Origin of the sequence: Kolteria novifilia, assembly GCA_007748055.1 — a bacterium.
Taxonomy (GTDB): domain Bacteria; phylum Planctomycetota; class Planctomycetia; order Kolteriales; family Kolteriaceae; genus Kolteria; species Kolteria novifilia.
In genome coordinates this window covers 5,609,676-5,628,082 of sequence record CP036279.1, presented here as the reverse complement: position 1 = coordinate 5,628,082, position 18,407 = coordinate 5,609,676, and the positions used below count along the sequence as shown (strand labels likewise).

Sequence of the window (18,407 nt, the reverse complement as noted above, 5' to 3'; positions counted from 1 at the left end):
GGGTTCGTCACTCGGGGGTGCCCGGTGCGCGTTCCTTGAGGTAACGCACGATCGCGCGACCGAGCTGTTGGCCGACACGCTGGTAGCCCTCGGTCGTGCTCCCTGGTGTGTTCCAAGCCGTCTCCAGGGTGACCGGGACGACACGATCGCCTCCGTGGGTCGCGACCCAGTTCTTGCTGATCGCTTGCCACTTCGGATCGTACTTGCTGCCCGAGGGAATCGTTCGTCCCTCGAAGGGAATCGGCCCGCTGATCTCTTGACGGGCGGCGGCGAGAAATCGCGCCAAGTTCTTCGCGGCCGCTTCCGATAGGAGCTCCGGCGGCGGCAGGTAGAAGTACGCGTCTTTGTCTTGGGGGCCGGGATTGTGCAAGTCGATGAAGAAGTCGAGGTTGCCCCGCGCTTTGATCTCCATCAGCCCCTCTTGAGCCGCGGCGACCGCGTTCCAATGTGGCTCGTCGGTCCAGTCGCGATTGTGATCCTGCGGTTTCTGGTTCTTTCCGCCCGCGCCGCGCTGGGTGTTGTCGATGTCCATGATCGGGATGAAGGTGATATCGGCGTGCCGCCTGAGCCACGTCGCGCCGGGATCGTCGGAGGTCAACCAGTCGAGCAGGCCCTTGGCGACCCAGCTTGATCCGCTTTCCCAGGCATGCTGGCGAGCCTGAATCCAGAGGCCGAAACGGGGCGTCGCCTCGGCGGAGGCGGTGAGGCGCAGGGCCGGCGTCTCGCGTCCCTCGCGGGTCGTGGCGAGGTTGAAGACTTCGGCCTCGGGGAGTCGCGCCGCCGCTTCGCGCACCATGCGGGCGGCGTCATCGGGAACCAGGGGCGGTCCCCACGCGAACCAAGCCTCGGGTCCATCGACCTGCTGGCGATAGACGATGCGTTTCCCCTCGCGCTTGCCGGGAGCGGTCTGTTGCCAGGTTTTGTGGTCGAGGCTGAAGGTCGCGCGATCGGGCGTCGCCCAGGGAGCGGGGCCGACATCGAGGGTCAGGATTTCGCCGGGACGTAGTCCCTTGATGTGGACGTACCACCAACAGATCCAGCCGCGGTCGCGATGTGGCGAGGGGGAGAGCCGGATGAGCCGACGTTCCTGGTCGATGGTCTCGACCTTCGCCGACCCCCCCGGGAAGTTGGTGTCAATGGTGAGGGGTTGCGAATCAGCCGCACCATTGGGAAGGAGGAGCATAAGAGTGACGAAAGCGGCGGCGTGTTGCATGCTGGAACCAACGATAGTGGGAGCGATCTCCGGAGGGCGGCGTTAACCAATGGCGCCGCGCGAGCGTCAATCGTGACTCTCGAGATTGAAGTCAAACGTTTGCGAACCGTTGGTGGCGACGTCAACGGTCAGGCGGCTTTCGCTGTTGAACTGCGCAGGGATGAATTCCTCTTCCGCAGCCCTTTTCTTGCCTGGATTGGCACCATCTTCAACGAGTTTCCCGGGAATCTCACGGATCGCGCGGATTTCGACTCGTTTGGCGCCCGCGGTCGCTTCGAGATGATAAGTACCGCCCCGGATCGACCCCGCGTCGGTGGCGGCGTCGGCATCTTCCGGGACGAAGAGGATATCCCCCATCTCGATGGGTTCACCATCGAACGTCACCTCCCCGGAAATTGGAAATCGCTTCGGGCCATGGTCTCCCGAACCGCATCCGAGGGAGGTTGTTGCCACGACGACGGCAAGGAGAAACAGTGGGTTTCGCGGGTTGAACATAGCGGTCCTTCAGGGTGAAAGCGCCAATGGTGATCGCCGTGCCGCAGCAGGGGACGCCGCGGCGCGGGAGACCTCGGCGAAGTATTCGCGTTGGCTAGCGCCGACACTCGAGCAGCCGGACGTTCCGCCCGCGCGGTGAGTCGAGTTCCAACCGATCGCCCTAAAATTCGTGAACGATCTCGTTCCCCGCTCGCGAGCCGAGGCCACGAAAAAGGAGCGTCGAGATGTTCTCGGAGACGAAACGAGCGTTGCCATCGGCAAGCAAGATGTTGACCCCGCCAGGATGTTGGCTGCGCGCGTACATGACAAAGTCCCCGGTGATCGTGCAGGGGGTGGCGGGAGCGGCGATGCAAAAACTCTGTCGATCACCCACGGAGGTGTTGGGTGGGTTGTAGGTGCTCACGAGCGTGTTGCCCTCGTAGGAGTTGAAGTAGCGGCCGCGGAGGTCGTGAGCGGTCGTGTCGGGGACGACCAAGTTCTCGCTTCCCATCATGGTTTTCGAGGTGCCATCGACAACGTCGCGTAGGCGCGTGCTGGAGAGAACATAGAACATGCCGTCGAGCGGATTGGCGGAACCGGAGGCGCCGAAGGGGGTTGAACCGACACTCAACGCGTAGTTTCCGTGAAAGCCCTGTGTTTGAGACGCGGCGCCGGCGGTGGTGTTCTTTCCCCCATTCGGATCGGTCGGGCAAATCAGTGTGGGCACGCGCGTTTCCCTACCTGGGTACGAGAACGCGCCCAGACTGACGTCGAGCGTGCCATCCATCGCCGGGGCGAACTGCTCGAAGAGAGCCGATTGGTCCAGATAGGGAAGCAACTGCTGCATCCAGCATGATCGATTCGTTTGATGGTCCGCCAGGACAAAGGGACTATCGGAGCCGATGCTGTTGAACTGCCCAGGAGGAAACACCAAGTGCGACTCGTGATACTCGTGTAGCGCGATCCCGACTTGGCGGAGGTTGTTGACGCATTGCGTACGCCGGGCGGCCTCTCGCGCTTGTTGAACGGCGGGCAGCAGGAGTGAGACGAGGATACCGATGATCGCAACGACCACCAGTAGCTCGACCAGGGTGAAGGCGTTGACTCCGCGGGGACGTCTGAACATGACACGCTCCTCTTGCAGGGAAGTGTAATGATGAGCGAACAACCGTGGCGCGCATCGAGCGCCGCGCAATGATCTTCACCCCGCCCCAAGAGAACGCCATCCTAGACCGACAGGGGCGCGGGTTGCAACTTCATTCAGAGAGGGGGCACAAGTCGTCCACGTCGGGACAAGGCGCCGTCGCCAGAGATCTACCAAACTCCACGTCACGGGTGCGATGGCCTCTCGCTGGTCGGAAACGGGCCTGCCCGACACTCGACTTGACCGACGTGGACGCGCGGACGACTCGTTGTGGCCGGGAGGGAAGCCCGTCGCCATCATGGCGGCCGAGTGCTCAAATGGGAGGTTCCGATGAAGCGGCGAAAAGAAGAGTGTCCTCGGCACGTCGCGTCGCGGAGGCCGATTCAAAACGGTACGTGCTACTGGCGTTCTTCTTCGATAGAACGGAGAACGAGATAACTTCGAACGGAGCGACCGATGGAACGTTTTTGGATCGTGGCGGGGGCCCTGTTGGGTGGTTTTGGGGTGATGGCCGGCGCGTTCGGTGCCCACTTGCTCAAGGACCAGTTGACGCCGGAACGGCTCGACGTCTTCGAAGTGGCGGTGCGTTACCAGATGTATCACGCGTTGGCTCTGGTCGGCGTCGGGATCGCGACGGCGATCTGGTCCTCGTCGGCGCTGCAAGTCGCTGGGTGGTCGTTTCTCGGGGGGACGGTGATTTTTTCGGGAACGCTCTATCTGTTGGTGCTCAGCGGGATGAAGTGGCTCGGCGCGATCACGCCCCTCGGAGGCCTCGGCCTCATGGTGGGTTGGGGAGCGTTGGTGGTCGCGGCCCTGACGATGACCGCGCGAACACCTTGACGTTCTAGCGGGTGGTTCCTCGAGCACGCCTCTGTTCCAACACCCCGTCTTGTTTTACCGAGTATGGAATCCCCTCACCCGTCTCGCTGCGCTCGCCGACCTCTCCCCGCGGGAGAGGTCAGTAATTCCCCTCTTCCCGGTGGGAGAGGGGTTAGGGGTGAGGGGGTTCTCTTCCAGCCAGCCGTCTTGTTTGACCGAGCATTGAATCCCCTCACCCGTCTCGCTGCGCTCGCCGACCTCTCCCCGCGGGAGAGGTCAGTAATTCCCCTCTCCCCGTGGGAGAGTGAGTCCCTTGTTCCCCTCTCCCTGTCGGAGAGTGAGCCTCTTGTTCCCCTCTCCCTGTGGGAGAGTGAGTCTCTTGTTCCCCTCTCCCTGTGGGAGAGGGGTTAGGGGTGAGGGGATTCTCGATTGCCGAAACGCCCTGTTCCAAAGTGACTCAACTCCGAGTGAGGCATCCTCTCGGTATGCCCGCGCAGGCGTGAGCAGGGGGCACCAAGCATGGCACCCAGAACAGGGGACCGCTAGGTGCGCATCTTCTTCGTGTCGGTGAGGTCGTCGAAGGAGCGGGGGGTGAGTTGCAGGATCCGATCGACCGTCGCGTCCCAAAGCTCTCGGCGAGCCGCCACCGCGCGACACGCGGCGACCATCGTGCGGGTCTTCATCGACGGATCGGACTCGCAAAGCCGCTCAAGTAAGCGATTGGCGAGGGGACCATGCTTGTCCGAATCAATCGCGACGTGCCTTTCAAGATACTGCACCAACGTATCGCAAGGCAGATGCTTGTCGGCGAGTCGTTTGACGATCGAGGGAAACATCCGGGGAATCAAGTCTTCCCGCGAGTGATAGAAGACCGCCGCGCGCACCGGAAGCGGCTCGCTCAAAAACGACCAGGTCGCCTGGGTGAACCGAATCGCCTCGTGGGGCAACGAGGAGTTCTCGATCGCCGCCTCGAACGGAGCTCCCACCGAGAGACTCGCCAGGAGCCGGTCGATCGGGTTCGTGTCGGCGCGGACCTCGAGCATCGCCTCGCGGTACCATTCGAAGTGGCTCGTCGGACGGCCGCCGGGACCGCGATCGGATTCCTCGGCGAGAACGATCTCGTTGACGAAGCGGGCGGCTTCCGAGTCGGCGGGCGGTATCCAAGGGATCCGAGTACTGGCAATGTCGTTCTGAATGCTCTTCAAGAGATTCATGAAGTCCCAAACACAGACGACATGGCGCTCCATGAAGATGCGCAGAGCCACGGGGGTGGTTACCATTCGGTAGAGACGGTGTTCCCGTAGCTCATCCTTGAGTTGTGTCACTCGGTCAATCACTCTGGTGGCGCTCCTCCCGCGTGCGGAACGAATTTGGATTGATGTCGGCCATTCTATGCCAAAAGGCGGGGCGATGTTACACACAAAGTGGGAGTGATTCCGCTGTTTCGGCGCATCGCTTGCGTGATCTGACCGATCGGCGCGGTTGGGAGTCGGCTGCCATGGAGTGCGGCGACGATCACGGTTCCTGTTGAGCGAACATGAGGGCACCGGCGCTCCGTCGGAGGCCGGGGCAACGGCTCTTGACGCGTCGGTGAGATCGGTTCGAGGTCTGGAGCGGCTCATTCCAGCGTTGAACGAACCGATGTGTCCGCCAGGACGGCGGCGGTGGCAATGAGTGGTGGCGGGTCGTAACAACCACGCCGGGACGCGCCCCGTTCCTCCCCTTTTAGACGGTTCACGCCCCAGCGCGGATTCGGACGCGTCGTCGTTAGTGCGGCATCATGACCGAATCGACGACGTGGATGATCCCATTGCTGGCGTGGATGTCGGCCTTGATCACCTTGGCACCACCGACCGCCACGCGCTGGATGGTCCCTTGACAGTCCTTGCTCACCTGGACCGGAGCCGACTCGCCGAGCAGGGTGGCGACGGCGTGTTTGGTGACGAGCTCCGCCGAGGAGACATCGCCGGGCACGACGTGGTAGGTCAAGACCCGCGTCAGCGCTTCCTTATCCTTGAGCAGCGAGTCGAGCGTCCCCGCCGGCAACTTCGCGAACGCATCGTCGGTGGGCGCGAAGACAGTGATCGGACCATCGGCTCGCAATGCCTCGACGATCCCCGCCTCTTTGGCGGCCGTCAGGAGCGTGTTGAACGAGCCAGCACTCTGCGCAACGCCGACGATGTCGTCGGACGAGTTCGCGGGAACTTTCGCGGCGCCCTTCTTTTCCGCCGTGGGAAGCAGCACCTCGTCGATCACGTGGATGACGCCATTGGAGCACTCGATGTCGGCTTTGGCCACCTTCGCGTTGTCGATAGTCACCCCATCGCCACTGACCTTGACGGTGAGCGGTTGGCCGAGGGCCGATTCGAGTTGCTTCTCCTTGACAACGGCGCTCGCGGGAAAGTCGCCGGCGACGACGTGATAGAGCAGGATGCTCTTGAGCTTCTCCTTGTCCTTGAGGAGTTTCTCAACGGTCCCTTCGGGGAGCTTGGCGAACGCCGCGTCCGTGGGAGCGAAGACGGTGAAGGGGCCGTCGCTCTTGAGAGTCTCGACCAGTCCGGCCGTCTTGACGGCGGTCACGAGTGTTTGGAAATCACCCGCGCCGACGGCGGTGTCGACGATGTCTTTCTTCTCCGCGTTCGCGCTCGCTAGAGCGCACGTCGTCGCGACGAGCGTGGCCGCGATCGCTCGGTTCAGTGGCGAAACCAACATACTTCCTCCGCATCCCTTGAGTCTCGTCTCGGTGACAGTTCGGCCGAACCACTCGGCGTCCGCGTTTCCCGATCCGAAAACACCATAGCGCGGCGCGGTCGGCTCGCAATCGAGAAAAACGTTCAAAACGGCCATATTTGGTGGCGCGGTGCAAGTCCGTTTTTCCAAGGTTTTCTGTGGGGTTGGAGCGATTCGGCGTCGAGACACGTGCGGCGACGGTTGTTTTTGGGTCCGGAGGAAAACGCCCGGCATCTATCATTTGATATCGTTTGCGATCGCGTGCCTCTCGCGGGAATACGGTCGCGTAACTCTCGGAAAGGTGATGGCGGTGTCCCTCGCGGAGAGGCTCATCGCGTTACCACACATCGTTGTTGGGAGAGATTGACATGGCGGAGCAGCATGTTCCAAAGACGTGGCCGGAGCTGGCGGAAGGTCTGTACGAGAAACTCACCGGTCGAGGAGCGGAGATCGTCTACGAGTTTCGCGATCTGCACGTCGGAGTTCCCAGTCATGTCGGTGCCGATGCCGAGCAAGCGCGTTGGGAGCTCAACGGGACGCTGGCGATTCGCACTCGCGACGAAGCCAGTTGACGACACGTGTCGCGATCGTGCCTCGGTCGAGGAGGAAATTCGATGCCTAGGGTCATGGAAGTCGACGGGCTGGTCACGCTCGTGGGACCAGCGGGCAAGATCCTCGTCCGGGGCGAACGGGAACGCTTGATCCTCGAGTTCGATGGGGTGGCCTCCCTTCTCGCGGGTGGGCGACTGTTTTGGCCCAAGCGATCGTGGCTTCGGAGGGGGCTGACGTCGATGCTGAATCGCCAAGGCATGGCCCTGCGGATCCTCGTCGCCGGCAGACGCGTCGCCGAACTGGGCCCGGGAGTGCGGTCAAACCTGCTCGGTCGGTTGCTCCTAGGGAGGTCAGCGTACCTGGCTCTCTCGTCGGTGAGGTTGCTGGGAGGGGCTCTGTTTCGTGGCGGAGGGTGAGCGAGCGGTGGCCGCGGTCGGCGGTCAGCTCGTCACGCTCCCCCGCATCGTGCCTTGAAACCCATCACCGCCCGCGGAGGTAGTTCAGGGCGTACGTGAGGGGTCTCTTGGGGGGAAAGCCGATGATGCGACGCGGGGTGGTGGCACTCTTGCTGGTTGGTCTACTCGTGCCAGGGGCGCTTACCTTCGCAGCGGGTGACGAGGGCCATGCGAAGGCCCGGCAAGAGATTCCGCTCGACCGGAGCAAGCGTGCCATTCATCTCTGGGGACGGACCTATCAGGACCAAGGCACGCTGGTGATTGTCTGGGCGCCCTGGCTGGTGCCGGTGCCAAACCGTGGGATGATCTCGCTGAAAGACGCCGCGATCAATCCCAAGCGAAGCACCATCAAGGGCTTCGATGGGACGTCGAAGGAGTTCTGTCGGGTCAACCGCCAGGGCAACGCGATCCAGTTCCATACCTCCGGCTACAGTTCGCTCGAACTGCACCTCGACGTCAAAGGGAGCGCCGAAGTCCTCATCGCCGTCGAGTCGACGGTCGGCAAGGGAATCTATCGCTACAAGATCACCGAGCACGGACTCGTCGCCGTCTCGAGTCGCGAGGACGATAAACGCCGCCGCTCGCGTCGCTAGTGTCCCGATTGGTGAATTCATTGGCTAAACGTCTCTTGGGTGCCATGCCCACTCCGGCCGTGGGCATGCGGAGAACGCCTTTGATTCGGCGAGATACCGCATAAACGATGGACAAGAGTTCGTGCAAGGATGTTGCCGACCAGGACGCTAAGCCAATCGCGCGGTCCATGCCACGCAGTGGTAGGGGACGTCGATCGTCTCCCGCGCGGCCGTATCTTTTCGTACCCAGTCGGACAATTCCCGCATGCGCTCCGGTCCCGCGATGACCGTGAGCATGTTCTGACTGCGCCACAGCTCGAGGAACGATTCGCGAGTCATTCGGATCACGTGCCGGGCTTCGTGGAAGACCACGTCGCGAAAGAGCCCGCCAGCGGTGAGGATCGTTTCCCAATCCTTCGTGCGGTAGTCGAAGTCGAACTCGGGGACGAGCCGTTCGATCTGCCCACGCAGTCGGGCGAGATGCGGATCGTTTTCCTCGTCGCGGTTGTTCCAAATAACGGTGAGTCCTCCCCCCGGCCGTAGGACGCGGGCCAGCTCGGGAAGGGCGCGGGCGGGCTCGGCCCAGTGAAAGGACTGGGCCGCGCAGATCCAGTCGGTGCTCGCGTTGTCGAGTCCCGTTTCCTCGAACGTCCCCTTGGTCCAGCGGACGCCTGAGACTTCTTCGGCTTGGCGCCGCATCGCATCATTGGGCTCGACCGCGACCACGCGCAGTCCGGCGTCGATCAGTTGCCTGGAAAAGATCCCCGTGCCCGCGCCGAGATCGACGACCTCGTCACCGCGCGCGACGCCGAGGTGATCGCGGATCGTTTCGATCAGTTCGGGCGGATAGGTCGGCCGCGCCTTCGAGTAGGCCGCCGCCTGCGCGGTGAAGTTGCCTAGCTGTCGTTCCGATCCGGTCTCGCTCATCGTCAATTCGATCCTCGGGAGAACTCGCGGCCGCCCCGCCGACCCGCTTTTGTAGAATGCCCATCCTGGGTCGTTTCGCCAAGAGATCTTGAGGTGGTTGGGTGCGAACGCACGATTTAGGCTTCGTCTCGAAAGTCGGGTCAGCACGTCCCCGCGCGGGGATCGTGGGCTGGATCGCGCTGGGGTGGCTCGTGGCCGCTTCCCCGCTCGCGACCTTCGCCCAGGAACACTCAGGCGACGGCGGGGAAGTGATCGACGATGTCACCCAGTGGGAGTATCGTTGGGGCGACTCCCCCATGGACGCGGATGGCCGGCCGCTTTGGGCCCTCGCTGGGAACGACGCCAGCGAGTGGAAACCGATCGCCCAGCCCTACAACCCGCCCGATCGTGGGTTCGAGAATGTCGTCTGGTTCCGCGCCCGCTTGCCCAAGGGCGATTGGATTCACCCGGAACTCTGTCTCGGGCGCGTCTACGACGGGGGCAGCGCCTTTATCGACGGGCGACTGGTCCAGGAGTTCGAGGACCTCTCTCCTCGCGGCGCGAACGTCGCGATCGGCGTGATGGCCTTCATCCCCATCCAGTCGGACTGGCTGGGCGGCTGGATCTACTTTCGCGTCTTCTCCACCCACCAGAACATCGGCATTCGCGACGAGGTGACGATCGGCAACGGCGTGGGGCAAGTGCGCCGGGTCGTCGCCAGCGGGCTGCACGACGTCGTCGTTGGCAGCGTCTTTCTCGCGGTCGGGCTTCTCTTTCTTCCCATCGCGATCCACCAACGGGCGACGCGCATCTACCAGGCCTTCGCCGTCTTCGCCTTCTCCACGGGCCTGCTCAATCTCGGCCTCTCCCCGATCACGTGGCTCCTGACCGAACGTCCGCGTTTGACGTTTTTCATGTGGTATCCCTTCGTCTGGACGGCCGTCTTCGCGATGTGCATTGTCTTGGGCGAGATCGTCCGCGGTCGTATGGGGCGCCTCTGCGAACGGATCGGCTTCGTCCACTTGTTCGCCGCGGTCCTGACGACGATCCTGGTCTCGCTGCACCTGATCAACGCGATCTGGGCGGTCGATGTCCTCTTCGCGGCGGTGATGCCGACCCTGGTGATGCTGCTGGTCATCGCCCTTCGCGCGGCGGCCCGTGGGTCGCGCGAGGCCCGCATCATCGCGATCGGGTTCTTCGCGCTGACGCTCACCACCCTGGTCGAGATCGTGTTGCTGATTTTCTCCATCGGAGGCTGGCTCCGCTTCACGCCCTTCGGCGACTTGATCTTCGGATTGACGATCGGCATCGTCCTGGCCAACCGGCTTCGCGAGTCCGAACGCGCCCTGGCTCGCTCCGAGTCGATCAGCCTCAGTAAGAGCGCCTTTCTCGCGAACATGAGCCACGAACTGCGAACCCCGCTCACCGCGATCCTGGGCTACGCCGAACTGCTCGGCGAGCGCGAGGGGGAGACGAGCGAGGAACGCCAATGGGCCGAGACCATCACCCGCAACGGCCAACACTTGCTCCGCGTCATCAACGACATCCTCGATCTCTCGAAGATCGAGGCGGGGCGATTGACGATCGAGTACCGGCCGACCGATCCCGTGCGGATCGTGCGCGAGGTCGTCTCGCTACTCCGACTGCGCGCCCACGAAAAGACGATCACGCTCGAAGCGCAGTTCGCCGAACCGCTGCCCCAAAGCATCGCCAGCGATCCGACGCGGTTGCGGCAAGTCCTTCTCAATCTCGTCGGCAATGCGATCAAGTTCACCGACGCCGGGGGCGTTCGCATCGACGTTCGGCTCGAGGACTCGGACGCCGCCAATCTCGTGCTCCTGTTCGAGGTCGTGGATACCGGCATCGGCATCCCCCCCGAGCAGCGCAAGGGCCTGTTCACGCCCTTTGTCCAGGGCGACTCGTGGACGGAGGTTCGCTACGGCGGGACGGGGCTCGGCCTGGCGATCAGCGCCAACCTGGTGCGGATGCTCGGCGGAACCATCGACGTCGCCAGCGAGCCGTCCAAAGGGAGCACCTTCACCGTGCGGCTCCCGATCGGACCGGCCGGGAAGCTGGTGCTCCTCGCGTCGGGCGAGCAGCCTCATGAGGGGAAGGAGGAGGTGTGGACGTCGTCGGAGACTCCTCATCTCGCTGGTCGCGTGTTGCTCGTCGACGACAGCGCCGACAACCGGCGGTTGATCGAGTACTTGCTGACAAAAGCCGGTCTCGAGGTCGAAACCGCCGAGGATGGGCTTCTCGCCATGGAACGGATTCGCGACTCCGAGCGGGAGAAACGGCCCTTCGACGTGGTGCTGATGGATCTTCGCATGCCGCAGTTGGGAGGGTTCGACGCGCTCGCGAGGCTTCGTCACGAGGGGTACACGCGTCCGATCGTCGCGCTCACCGCCCACGCGATGCAAGGCGTCCGCGAGGAATGTCTCCGTCTCGGGTTCGACGATTACGTCGTCAAGCCCGTCGATCGCCAGGACCTCATGACGACCGTCAGTCGATTTGTCGCCGGCGGATAGGCTCTTGTTCCCCTCTCCCCGTGGGAGAGGTCAGTAATTCCCCTCACCCTGTGGGAGAGTGAGTCTCTTGTTCCCCTCTCCCTGTGGGAGAGGGGTCAGGGGTGAGGGGGTTCTCTTCCAGCCAGCCATCTTGTTTGACCGAGCATTGAATCCCCTCACCCGTCTCGCTGCGCTCGCCGACCTCTCCCCGCGGGAGAGGTCAGTAATTCCCCTCTCCCTGTGGGAGAGTGAGTCTCTTGTTCCCCTCTCCCTGTGGGAGAGGCCGGCTCTTGTTCCCCTCTCCCTGTGGGAGAGGGGTTAGGGGTGAGGGGGTTCTCTTCGCGGAACCGGGTCGCCCCATCTCTTGGCAAGCACCGGTTGCTTCGCTACCAGTGCGGCGGCGCCGTGGGAATTCTTGGGAAGGCGATCGTCGGCCGATCATTTGCCGATCTTCCCGAGTCTATTTGGTGGGTCCAAACCCACCCTACTTGACTACGCGAAGAGTTCGCGGATCGGCTTGCCGTTGCGAACGATCATGACGGGACGGCCGGTGGAGGTGTGATACTCCTTCTCGATGTCGATCCCGAGCGTCTTGTAGAAGGTCGCGGCCAAATCGTCGGGTGTGATCGGTTCGCCCTTGGGGCCCTTGCCCTCGGCATCCGATTCCCCCACCGTGAGACCACCCTTCAAGCCGCCGCCGGCCATGAGGGCGAACATCGCTCGCGGGTAGTGATCGCGACCGCCACGCTCGTTGATCTTCGGCGTCCGGCCGAACTCGCCGACCATGAAGACCGTCGTCGTTTCGAGCAGTCCCTTCAGGTCGAGCGCTTTGAGCAACCCGGCGACGCCGTCGTCGAGCATGGGAAGTTGCCTGTCCTTGAGTCTGCCGAAGTTGTCCTGGTGCGTGTCCCAGCCGCCGGTGCTGAGCGTGACGAAGCGGACCCCCGACTCGACCAGCCGAGAGGCTAAGAGGCAGCTCTGCGAGAAGCTCGACCGGTCGAACATTCTGGTGATCGCCGGCGACTCCTTGGCGATGTCGAACGCTTCCCGAGCCCGCGAGGAGCTGATAATCGAGTAGGCGCGGTCGCTGAAACCGCCGAGTCCCTGAAGCAGATCGCTGTGGGCCTCGTGCGATGCCATCGCGGTGTCGACCTCCTTGAGGAGATTGCGACGCCGTTCGAGGTCGGTGAGCGTCAGTCCCTTGTTGAGGCTGATCCCCCGCACGTTGAACGTGCGGCCCGACTGCGGGGCGGCGTTGGTTTGAAACGGGGCGTGGCGGATGCCGAGGTACCCGGACGTTTCGGGCGTTCGCGGCACCGCGACGAAGTCGGGCAGATCGACCGGGCCGGGCATCTCCTTGCTGACCACCGCGCCGTAGCCGGGGAACTGTAGCGAGGGCAAGGGACGATTGCCGGTCGAGAGATACTCGACGCCAAAGCGATGGGCGCCGAGGTTGTGCGAGACGCCTCGCATGACCGCGAACTTATCGGCGCACGTGGCGAGCTTGGGCAAGTGTTCGCTGATCTCGACGCCGGGAACGTTGGTTTGAATCGGCGAGAACTCCCCGCGTAGTTCCGAGGAGGCGTTCGGCTTGAGGTCGAAGGTGTCCATGTGCGAGGGACCACCTTGGAGGAAGATGAAGATCGCCGAGCGGGCGCGGGGATTCTTCAGTTCGCCCGCCTCGGCCATGCGGAGATAGCTCGAGAGGGAGAGCCCCGTTGTCCCGAGGAGTCCGACCCGCAGAAAATCACGTCGACGGACCCCGTCGCAAAAAAGATGGCTCGCCATGGATTCCCTATCTCCTGATCGTTTCGTTCAACTTCGACACGGGGTTCAACAACATCGCTCAAGTGGTTTGCCGTAGTTCGGATCGTCTCGTTCCGACAACCTCTGGTTGGGGAGAGGTCAGTAATTCCCCTCACCCCGCGGGAGAGTGAGTCCCTTGTTCCCCTCTCCCTGTGGGAGAGTGAGCCTCTTTTTCCCCTCTCCCTGTGGGAGAGGGGTTAGGGGTGAGGGGGTTCTCTTCCAGCCAGCCGTCTTGTTTGACCGAGCATTGAATCCCCTCACCCGTCTCGCTGCGCTCGCCGACCTCTCCCCGCGGGAGAGGTCAGTAATTCCCCTCACCCCGCGGGAGAGTGAGCCTCTTGTTCCCCTCTCCCTGTGGGAGAGGGGTTAGGGGTGAGGGGGTTCTCTTCCAGCCAGCCGACTTGTTTGACCGAGCAATGAATCCCCTCACCCGTCTCGCTGCGCTCGCCGACCTCTCCCCGCGGGAGAGGTCAGTAATTCCCCTCTCCCCGCGGGAGAGTGAGTCCCTTGTTCCCCTCTCCCTTTGGGAGAGTGAGCCTCTTGTTCCCCTCTCCCTGTGGGAGAGGGGTTAGGGGAGAGGGGGTTCTCTTCCAGCCAGCCGTCTTGTTTGACCGAGCATTGAATCCCCTCACCCGTCTCGCTGCGCTCGCCGACCTCTCCCCGCGGGAGAGGTCAGTAATTCCCCTCTCCCTGTGGGAGAGTGAGTCCCTTGTTCCCCTCTCCCTGTGGGAGAGTGAGCCTCTTGTTCCCCTCTCCCTGTGGGAGAGGGGTTAGGGGTGAGGGGGTTCTCTTCCAGCCAGCCGTCTTGTTTGACCGAGCATTGAATCCCCTCACCCGTCTCGCTGCGCTCGCCGACCTCTCCCCGCGGGAGAGGTCAGTAATTCCCCTCACCCCGCGGGAGAGTGAGTCCCTTGTTCCCCTCTCCCTGTGGGAGAGTGAGTCCCTTGTTCCCCTCTCCCTGTGGGAGAGGGGTTAGGGGTGAGGGGGTTCTCTTCCAGCCAGCCGTCTTGTTTGACCGAGCATTGAATCCCCTCACCCGTCTCGCTGCGCTCGCCGACCTCTCCCCGCGGGAGAGGTCAGTAATTCCCCTCTCCCCACGGGGAGAGGGGCATAAAAGCCTCACTCTCTCAATGGTTCACGATGAACTCTTTCGTGTTGAGCATCGCCCATAGCAAGTCGCGAAGCCCCTCGCCGGGATCGGCGGAGGTCTGGACGTGGGCGCGGGCCCGGCTCGCTTCCTCCATCGTGGGCGGACGACTCACCGTTCGCAGGTAGACGTCGCGGATCAGGGCGTCGAGGTTCGCAAGCGCCGACTTGCCATTGGTCGCGGCGACTCGATTCGGAGAACTCGGACGCTTGGACTCCTTGTCCAACTGGGCGAGACGCTCGTTGGCTTGCTTGAGGCGCTGGCGAAGCTTGTCGGCCTTGCCACGCAAGCGTTCGGCTTCCTTCTTGTCGCCTTGCTTGACGCGCTGGGTGACGAGCCTGTTGATCGTCTTGAGGTTCTCGCGAGCCTTGCGAAGCCGGGCCTCGAGCGCGTCCCGGTCCTTCGCGCTCTCCACGGAAGCGTTCTTCCGGGAGATGCCGGCGACATCGTCGAGCCACCCCCCCGAGCGGGTCATCAGAGTTTCGATGTCGTCGTCGTTGAACATGTAAAGGGCCTGCGTCAGGTTCGGCTCGACCGACCGTTCGCAGTCGCAATTAGTCTCCCGCGCCGGGATGCCGAAGGTGGTCAACGCGTAGTCACCCTGTCCACGACGGTTGCGGCCCACCCGCCCGGAGATCGCGCGGTTCTCAATCGTCTCGTGCCACGAGGCCAGCTCCCGATCGGAGGCGGTCGCTTGCTTGATCGCGTCGACGACCACCTCGGCGGGAAGTCGTCTCACGACCGCCCGGCTGAAATTCCGCTCGTCGCCGACGTTGGTCGCGTTCGGCTTGGAGCTGAGCTGGTAGGTGCGGCTGTTGGCGATCTCGCGGTGAAGCCACTTCATGTCGTAGCCGCTTTCGACGAACCGCTTGGTCAGGTCGTCGAGCAGTGCCGGGTTGCTCGGCGGATTGGCGAGATTCAAGTCGTCCGGCGGATCGACGATGCCGACGTTGAAGTAGTTCGCCCAGACGCGATTGACGAAGGCTCGGGCGAAGTAGGGATTGTTCTGGCCCCGCATCCACTCCATCAGGGCCGAGCGGGGATCGGCGAACTCCTGGAGAATGACTTCCTCGCCGCCGAGCAGCTTCGGCGTGATGACGCGTGAAGAGCTGGTCTTGTTGTTCTTCTTGGAGCGGCGTCCCTTCGCGGCCCGATCGTTGACGAAGACCTCGCTGAAGGGAACGACCTTTCCCTCGCGGACCAAGCGTCGGTAGTCGTTCATGCGGAGCTTCTTCTCGCCACCGGAAAGCTCCTTGATCATCGCGGTCCGTTCACCGCGGGCGTCCTTGGCGTAGCCGTAGGAGACGCCGTTGAAGAAGGCCGTGAACTGATTGAAGTCGTCCTGGGTCCACTGGTCGAACGGATGTTTGTGGCACTGGGCGCACTGGAGCCGAACCCCGAGAAAGGCATAGCTGAACGCGAGGGCCTTCTCCTCCGGCTTGCGGAGACTGCGGCGGAACCAGAAATAGGGCATCGAGTCGTGCTCGACGATCGCCTCGGGATCGTCCTCCTTGATCCGCTTGGACATCTCCGCGCAGTAGTCTTGATAGCTCTGGCCCGGACGGCGGCTGACCGCCTCGACCATGCCGGCGATCAATTCGTCATAGGGCTCGTTCTTCTCGATCCGCTCCTCGACCCAACGCTGCCACTGCTTGGACATCGTTGGTCCGAAGGTCTGCATGTCGCGCGGGTTGTTGCCGGTCAAGTCGCTCAGTTTCGTCGCCCACCAGGAGGAATAGCTGGGGCGCTCGAGCAACTCGTCGATCTTGCGCGCCCGCTTGTCGGACGACTGGTCCGCGACAAAGGCCTCGATCTCCTGGGGCGTGGGGAGCGTTCCGGTCATGTCGATGCTGACCCGACGAAGGAACTCGGTGTCGGAGCAGAGTTCCGATGGCACCAGCCCCAGCTTGCGAAGCTTCTCGACCACCAGGCGGTCGACCTTGGTTGGGGTCGGCACGTCGGGATAGTGATCGCCGACGCGATCGGAGACCGCCATCATCGTCGGAACGGTAAAGACGCCGTTGTCGTAGAACGCGACGACCGCGGTGTCGCCCTTGCCGATCGACTTGACGATCCCCTCTTCGGAGACGTCGGTGATCGACTCGTCATTGGTTCGGAAGCGGCTCAGGCAAGTGACGTCCTCAACGGTTCCATCCGACCAGTGGGCGATGACGCGTAGCGGTTCGGTCTGCCCCTTCTGATTGAAGACGATCTCGTCGGGAATGACCTCGAGGCGGTCGAAGGCGATGTCGCTCGAAGCGGCCTTGGCGCCGTTCTTGATCCAGTTGGTCAGCAGTCGGTACTGCCAGGTTCCCTCTTCGAGCCGCTGGCCCCCTTCGTGGGGTTCTTCCATTGTTGGCTTGAGCAGCATCAGGCTCGCGTCGGGGAACTCGAGGTCGATCCGTGGATCGTCTCCCTTGGTCAGGGCGTCGTGGTCCATCGTGAAGTCGTAACCGAAGAGCGAGAGCCGCAAGCCGCCGCGTCCCTGGAACGATCCATGGCAGGCGCGGCCGTTGCAGCCTTGCCGTCCCAAGAGGGGAAGGACATGCCGCTGGAAGTCGGGCGTCTCGTCCCAGGACCTTTCGGCGAATCGCTCGCTCGCCGGCCGGAGCATCTCGGCTCCCTCGCTCGAGGGGACGCCGCAAATCAGTCCCGCGACCGCCAGGATCAGAAAAGATCGCTTCATCGGTTCTCGTTGTCCTTCTTGTTCTTCGTGGAGGACGCTTTTCTCAAGCCCTTGGTCGGCTCGCTCGCCTTCGGATTCTTCGACGGTTTCTTCTCCGTGGCGAACGCGCGGCGGACCTCTTCCTCGGCCCGCTTGTCCCGGTCACGTCGGAGTCGCTCGACCCGTTGACGCATCAGCTCCGCCCGGCGACGGAGACGATCGCTCTCGTACTCGAGGATCGCGATCTCCAAGTCGATGCGTCGTCGCGCCAGTTCCTCGAGTTCCTTCCGTTGGTCCTCGTCGGGGGTGACCATGATGCGGGCGCGGAGCAGTTCGATGCGCGACTTCACTTTCCAGGTGTCGAGTTCCAGCTGGTAGCGAGTCTCGTCGGAGGAGCGGCGTTTTTCGAGTCGGCGAAATTGCTTGTTGAGGCTTCGCAGCGCCTTGCGGTACTGATCGTCGCTGTGCTGGCGGAGTCGTTTAAGCAACAGGGCGAGTTCGGCGTGATGCTCGTCGACGAAGGCGATGACCGCCTTCTCGTCGATCTCGGAGGCGCTGTCGCGCTGCCTGGCCACGGGCCGCTTGGCGGCGTCCTTCCGAGTGGCGTCTTCCTCGGCGAAGAGGCCGGAATTCCCGCAGAGAGCCAACGCCAACACCGCGAGGAGCAGTCCTCGGGTGGCGCCGCCTTTCGTCACCATTCGAGTCAGTCCGATCACGGCAACCCTCGCGCCGAAGACTCGTTGGAATGAATCGAGATCGCTACCACCAGCCAGTCGGGGGGCAGTTCGTTGTCAAGGTCGGTGCTCGCACCGGGGTCGAGGCCGTCGACCTCGCTATCGGGATCCGCGAAGACGTCCGCGTCGGCCAAGTCGCTGCCCCCGGCCGCATGCACCTCGTTCCACGCCAGTGCCAACGCGTCGCCACCAGGGAGTCCCTGCGAGACGAAGGTTCCGTCCCCAGTCTTGGAAGGCGCAGGCTCACTGGTTCGGTCGACGAGCGAAATCATGACCACGAGCGAGGCGGCGATCGCCGCGATTCCCGCGCCGGTCCAACCGAGTCGGCCGGTGCGCCCGGTGCGGAGACCTCCTTCGCGCGGGGTCGCCGGTGACGCGTCTTGCCGGGAGGCTCCGTCCAGCTCGAAGCCGGCGACAACCAGATCGGAGAGTTCGACCGCTTCGGCGACCGCATCGCGTGCCGCTTGGTCGATATCGAGTCGTTTTTCGAAGGCGTCGATCTCCTCCGCGGAGAGTTCCCCGGAGATGTAGCGGAAGGCTAGCCATCCCAGTTCGGGGCTGGGGGCCTCGCTCATCTCATCGTCGAGGCCTTGGTTCGACTTTTCGTCGAGGCCTTGGTTCGACTCATCGTCGAACGGTGGATTCAACTTGTTGTTGAAGTCGGCGTTCATGGGACTCTACTC

Annotated in this window: 15 protein-coding genes; 5 read left to right on the top strand and 10 right to left on the bottom strand. The window is 63.2% G+C overall.

Annotation, left to right across the window (positions count from 1 at the left end; all coding sequences use genetic code 11):
• Nucleotides 1-7 precede the first annotated feature (7 nt).
• From Pan216_RS20640 to Pan216_RS20630, 3 genes are all read right to left on the bottom strand, one after another.
• A complete protein-coding gene (locus tag Pan216_RS20640) occupies nucleotides 8-1,213 on the bottom strand; it encodes a M14 family zinc carboxypeptidase (protein ID WP_145260946.1) in 1,206 nt (401 codons plus the stop codon).
• Nucleotides 1,214-1,279: 66 nt separating this feature from the next.
• Entirely contained in the window at nucleotides 1,280-1,597 is a 318-nt protein-coding gene (locus tag Pan216_RS20635) for a hypothetical protein (RefSeq protein WP_145260944.1), read from the bottom strand.
• Between the two features lie 271 nt (nucleotides 1,598-1,868).
• On the bottom strand, nucleotides 1,869-2,813 hold the full coding sequence (locus Pan216_RS20630) for a DUF1559 family PulG-like putative transporter (protein WP_145264200.1): 945 nt from the start codon (nucleotides 2,811-2,813) through the stop codon (nucleotides 1,869-1,871).
• Between the two features lie 474 nt (nucleotides 2,814-3,287).
• On the opposite strand from Pan216_RS20630, the gene Pan216_RS20625 reads away from it, so the two are divergent.
• Complete coding sequence (locus tag Pan216_RS20625) at nucleotides 3,288-3,671, top strand: DUF423 domain-containing protein (RefSeq protein WP_145260942.1); 384 nt, start codon at nucleotides 3,288-3,290, stop codon at nucleotides 3,669-3,671.
• Between the two features lie 521 nt (nucleotides 3,672-4,192).
• Here the strand turns inward: Pan216_RS20625 and Pan216_RS20620 are convergent.
• Together Pan216_RS20620 and Pan216_RS20615 are read right to left on the bottom strand one after the other, a co-directional pair.
• Nucleotides 4,193-4,987, bottom strand: coding sequence for a DUF3050 domain-containing protein (locus Pan216_RS20620; protein ID WP_419192788.1), 795 nt, complete (start codon nucleotides 4,985-4,987; stop codon nucleotides 4,193-4,195).
• A gap of 430 nt (nucleotides 4,988-5,417) precedes the next feature.
• Nucleotides 5,418-6,362, bottom strand: a complete 945-nt coding sequence (locus tag Pan216_RS20615; protein ID WP_419192787.1) for a fasciclin domain-containing protein — start codon at nucleotides 6,360-6,362, stop codon at nucleotides 5,418-5,420.
• Between the two features lie 386 nt (nucleotides 6,363-6,748).
• On the opposite strand from Pan216_RS20615, the gene Pan216_RS20610 reads away from it, so the two are divergent.
• The 3 genes from Pan216_RS20610 (at nucleotide 6,749) to Pan216_RS20600 (ending at nucleotide 7,980) form a co-directional block, all read left to right on the top strand.
• Nucleotides 6,749-6,952, top strand: a complete 204-nt coding sequence (locus Pan216_RS20610; RefSeq protein WP_145260936.1) for a hypothetical protein — start codon at nucleotides 6,749-6,751, stop codon at nucleotides 6,950-6,952.
• A 42-nt stretch (nucleotides 6,953-6,994) separates the two neighbouring features.
• The gene (locus Pan216_RS20605) at nucleotides 6,995-7,348 is read left to right on the top strand and encodes a hypothetical protein (RefSeq protein WP_145260934.1); all 354 of its coding nucleotides are present in this window, start codon (nucleotides 6,995-6,997) and stop codon (nucleotides 7,346-7,348) included.
• A 122-nt stretch (nucleotides 7,349-7,470) separates the two neighbouring features.
• Entirely contained in the window at nucleotides 7,471-7,980 is a 510-nt protein-coding gene (locus tag Pan216_RS20600) for a hypothetical protein (RefSeq protein ID WP_145260932.1), read from the top strand.
• Between the two features lie 147 nt (nucleotides 7,981-8,127).
• Here Pan216_RS20600 and Pan216_RS20595 read toward each other — a convergent pair whose 3' ends face one another.
• Complete coding sequence (locus Pan216_RS20595) at nucleotides 8,128-8,886, bottom strand: class I SAM-dependent methyltransferase (protein WP_145260930.1); 759 nt, start codon at nucleotides 8,884-8,886, stop codon at nucleotides 8,128-8,130.
• A gap of 101 nt (nucleotides 8,887-8,987) precedes the next feature.
• Between Pan216_RS20595 and Pan216_RS20590 the strand changes: the two genes are divergently transcribed.
• Nucleotides 8,988-11,393: an ATP-binding protein gene (locus tag Pan216_RS20590; protein ID WP_145260928.1), complete on the top strand. Its 2,406-nt coding sequence runs from the start codon at nucleotides 8,988-8,990 to the stop codon at nucleotides 11,391-11,393.
• A 471-nt stretch (nucleotides 11,394-11,864) separates the two neighbouring features.
• Here Pan216_RS20590 and Pan216_RS20580 read toward each other — a convergent pair whose 3' ends face one another.
• The 4 genes from Pan216_RS20580 to Pan216_RS20565 form a co-directional block, all read right to left on the bottom strand.
• The gene (locus Pan216_RS20580; RefSeq protein ID WP_145260925.1) at nucleotides 11,865-13,160 is read right to left on the bottom strand and encodes a DUF1501 domain-containing protein; all 1,296 of its coding nucleotides are present in this window, start codon (nucleotides 13,158-13,160) and stop codon (nucleotides 11,865-11,867) included.
• Between the two features lie 1,145 nt (nucleotides 13,161-14,305).
• Entirely contained in the window at nucleotides 14,306-17,011 is a 2,706-nt protein-coding gene (locus tag Pan216_RS20575) for a DUF1549 and DUF1553 domain-containing protein (protein ID WP_145260923.1), read from the bottom strand.
• Nucleotides 17,008-17,688, bottom strand: coding sequence for a hypothetical protein (locus tag Pan216_RS20570; protein ID WP_145260921.1), 681 nt, complete (start codon nucleotides 17,686-17,688; stop codon nucleotides 17,008-17,010). Before Pan216_RS20570 ends, Pan216_RS20575 begins: the two co-directional genes overlap by 4 nt.
• A 14-nt stretch (nucleotides 17,689-17,702) precedes the next feature.
• Nucleotides 17,703-18,395, bottom strand: coding sequence for a hypothetical protein (locus tag Pan216_RS20565; RefSeq protein WP_145260919.1), 693 nt, complete (start codon nucleotides 18,393-18,395; stop codon nucleotides 17,703-17,705).
• Nucleotides 18,396-18,407 lie beyond the last annotated feature (12 nt).

Excerpts from the sequence above, each read along its gene's own strand:
- Pan216_RS20640 (WP_145260946.1), bottom strand. The coding sequence starts at position 1,213 with ATGCAACACGCCGCCGCTTTCGTCACTCTTATGCTCCTCCTTCCCAAT.
- Pan216_RS20630 (WP_145264200.1), bottom strand. The coding sequence starts at position 2,813 with ATGTTCAGACGTCCCCGCGGAGTCAACGCCTTCACCCTGGTCGAGCTA.
- Pan216_RS20625 (WP_145260942.1), top strand. The coding sequence starts at position 3,288 with ATGGAACGTTTTTGGATCGTGGCGGGGGCCCTGTTGGGTGGTTTTGGG.
- Pan216_RS20615 (WP_419192787.1), bottom strand. The coding sequence starts at position 6,362 with ATGTTGGTTTCGCCACTGAACCGAGCGATCGCGGCCACGCTCGTCGCG.
- Pan216_RS20610 (WP_145260936.1), top strand. The coding sequence starts at position 6,749 with ATGGCGGAGCAGCATGTTCCAAAGACGTGGCCGGAGCTGGCGGAAGGT.
- Pan216_RS20605 (WP_145260934.1), top strand. The coding sequence starts at position 6,995 with ATGCCTAGGGTCATGGAAGTCGACGGGCTGGTCACGCTCGTGGGACCA.
- Pan216_RS20600 (WP_145260932.1), top strand. The coding sequence starts at position 7,471 with ATGATGCGACGCGGGGTGGTGGCACTCTTGCTGGTTGGTCTACTCGTG.
- Pan216_RS20595 (WP_145260930.1), bottom strand. The coding sequence starts at position 8,886 with ATGAGCGAGACCGGATCGGAACGACAGCTAGGCAACTTCACCGCGCAG.
- Pan216_RS20580 (WP_145260925.1), bottom strand. The coding sequence starts at position 13,160 with ATGGCGAGCCATCTTTTTTGCGACGGGGTCCGTCGACGTGATTTTCTG.
- Pan216_RS20575 (WP_145260923.1), bottom strand. The coding sequence starts at position 17,011 with ATGAAGCGATCTTTTCTGATCCTGGCGGTCGCGGGACTGATTTGCGGC.
- Pan216_RS20570 (WP_145260921.1), bottom strand. The coding sequence starts at position 17,688 with ATGGTGACGAAAGGCGGCGCCACCCGAGGACTGCTCCTCGCGGTGTTG.
- Pan216_RS20565 (WP_145260919.1), bottom strand. The coding sequence starts at position 18,395 with ATGAACGCCGACTTCAACAACAAGTTGAATCCACCGTTCGACGATGAG.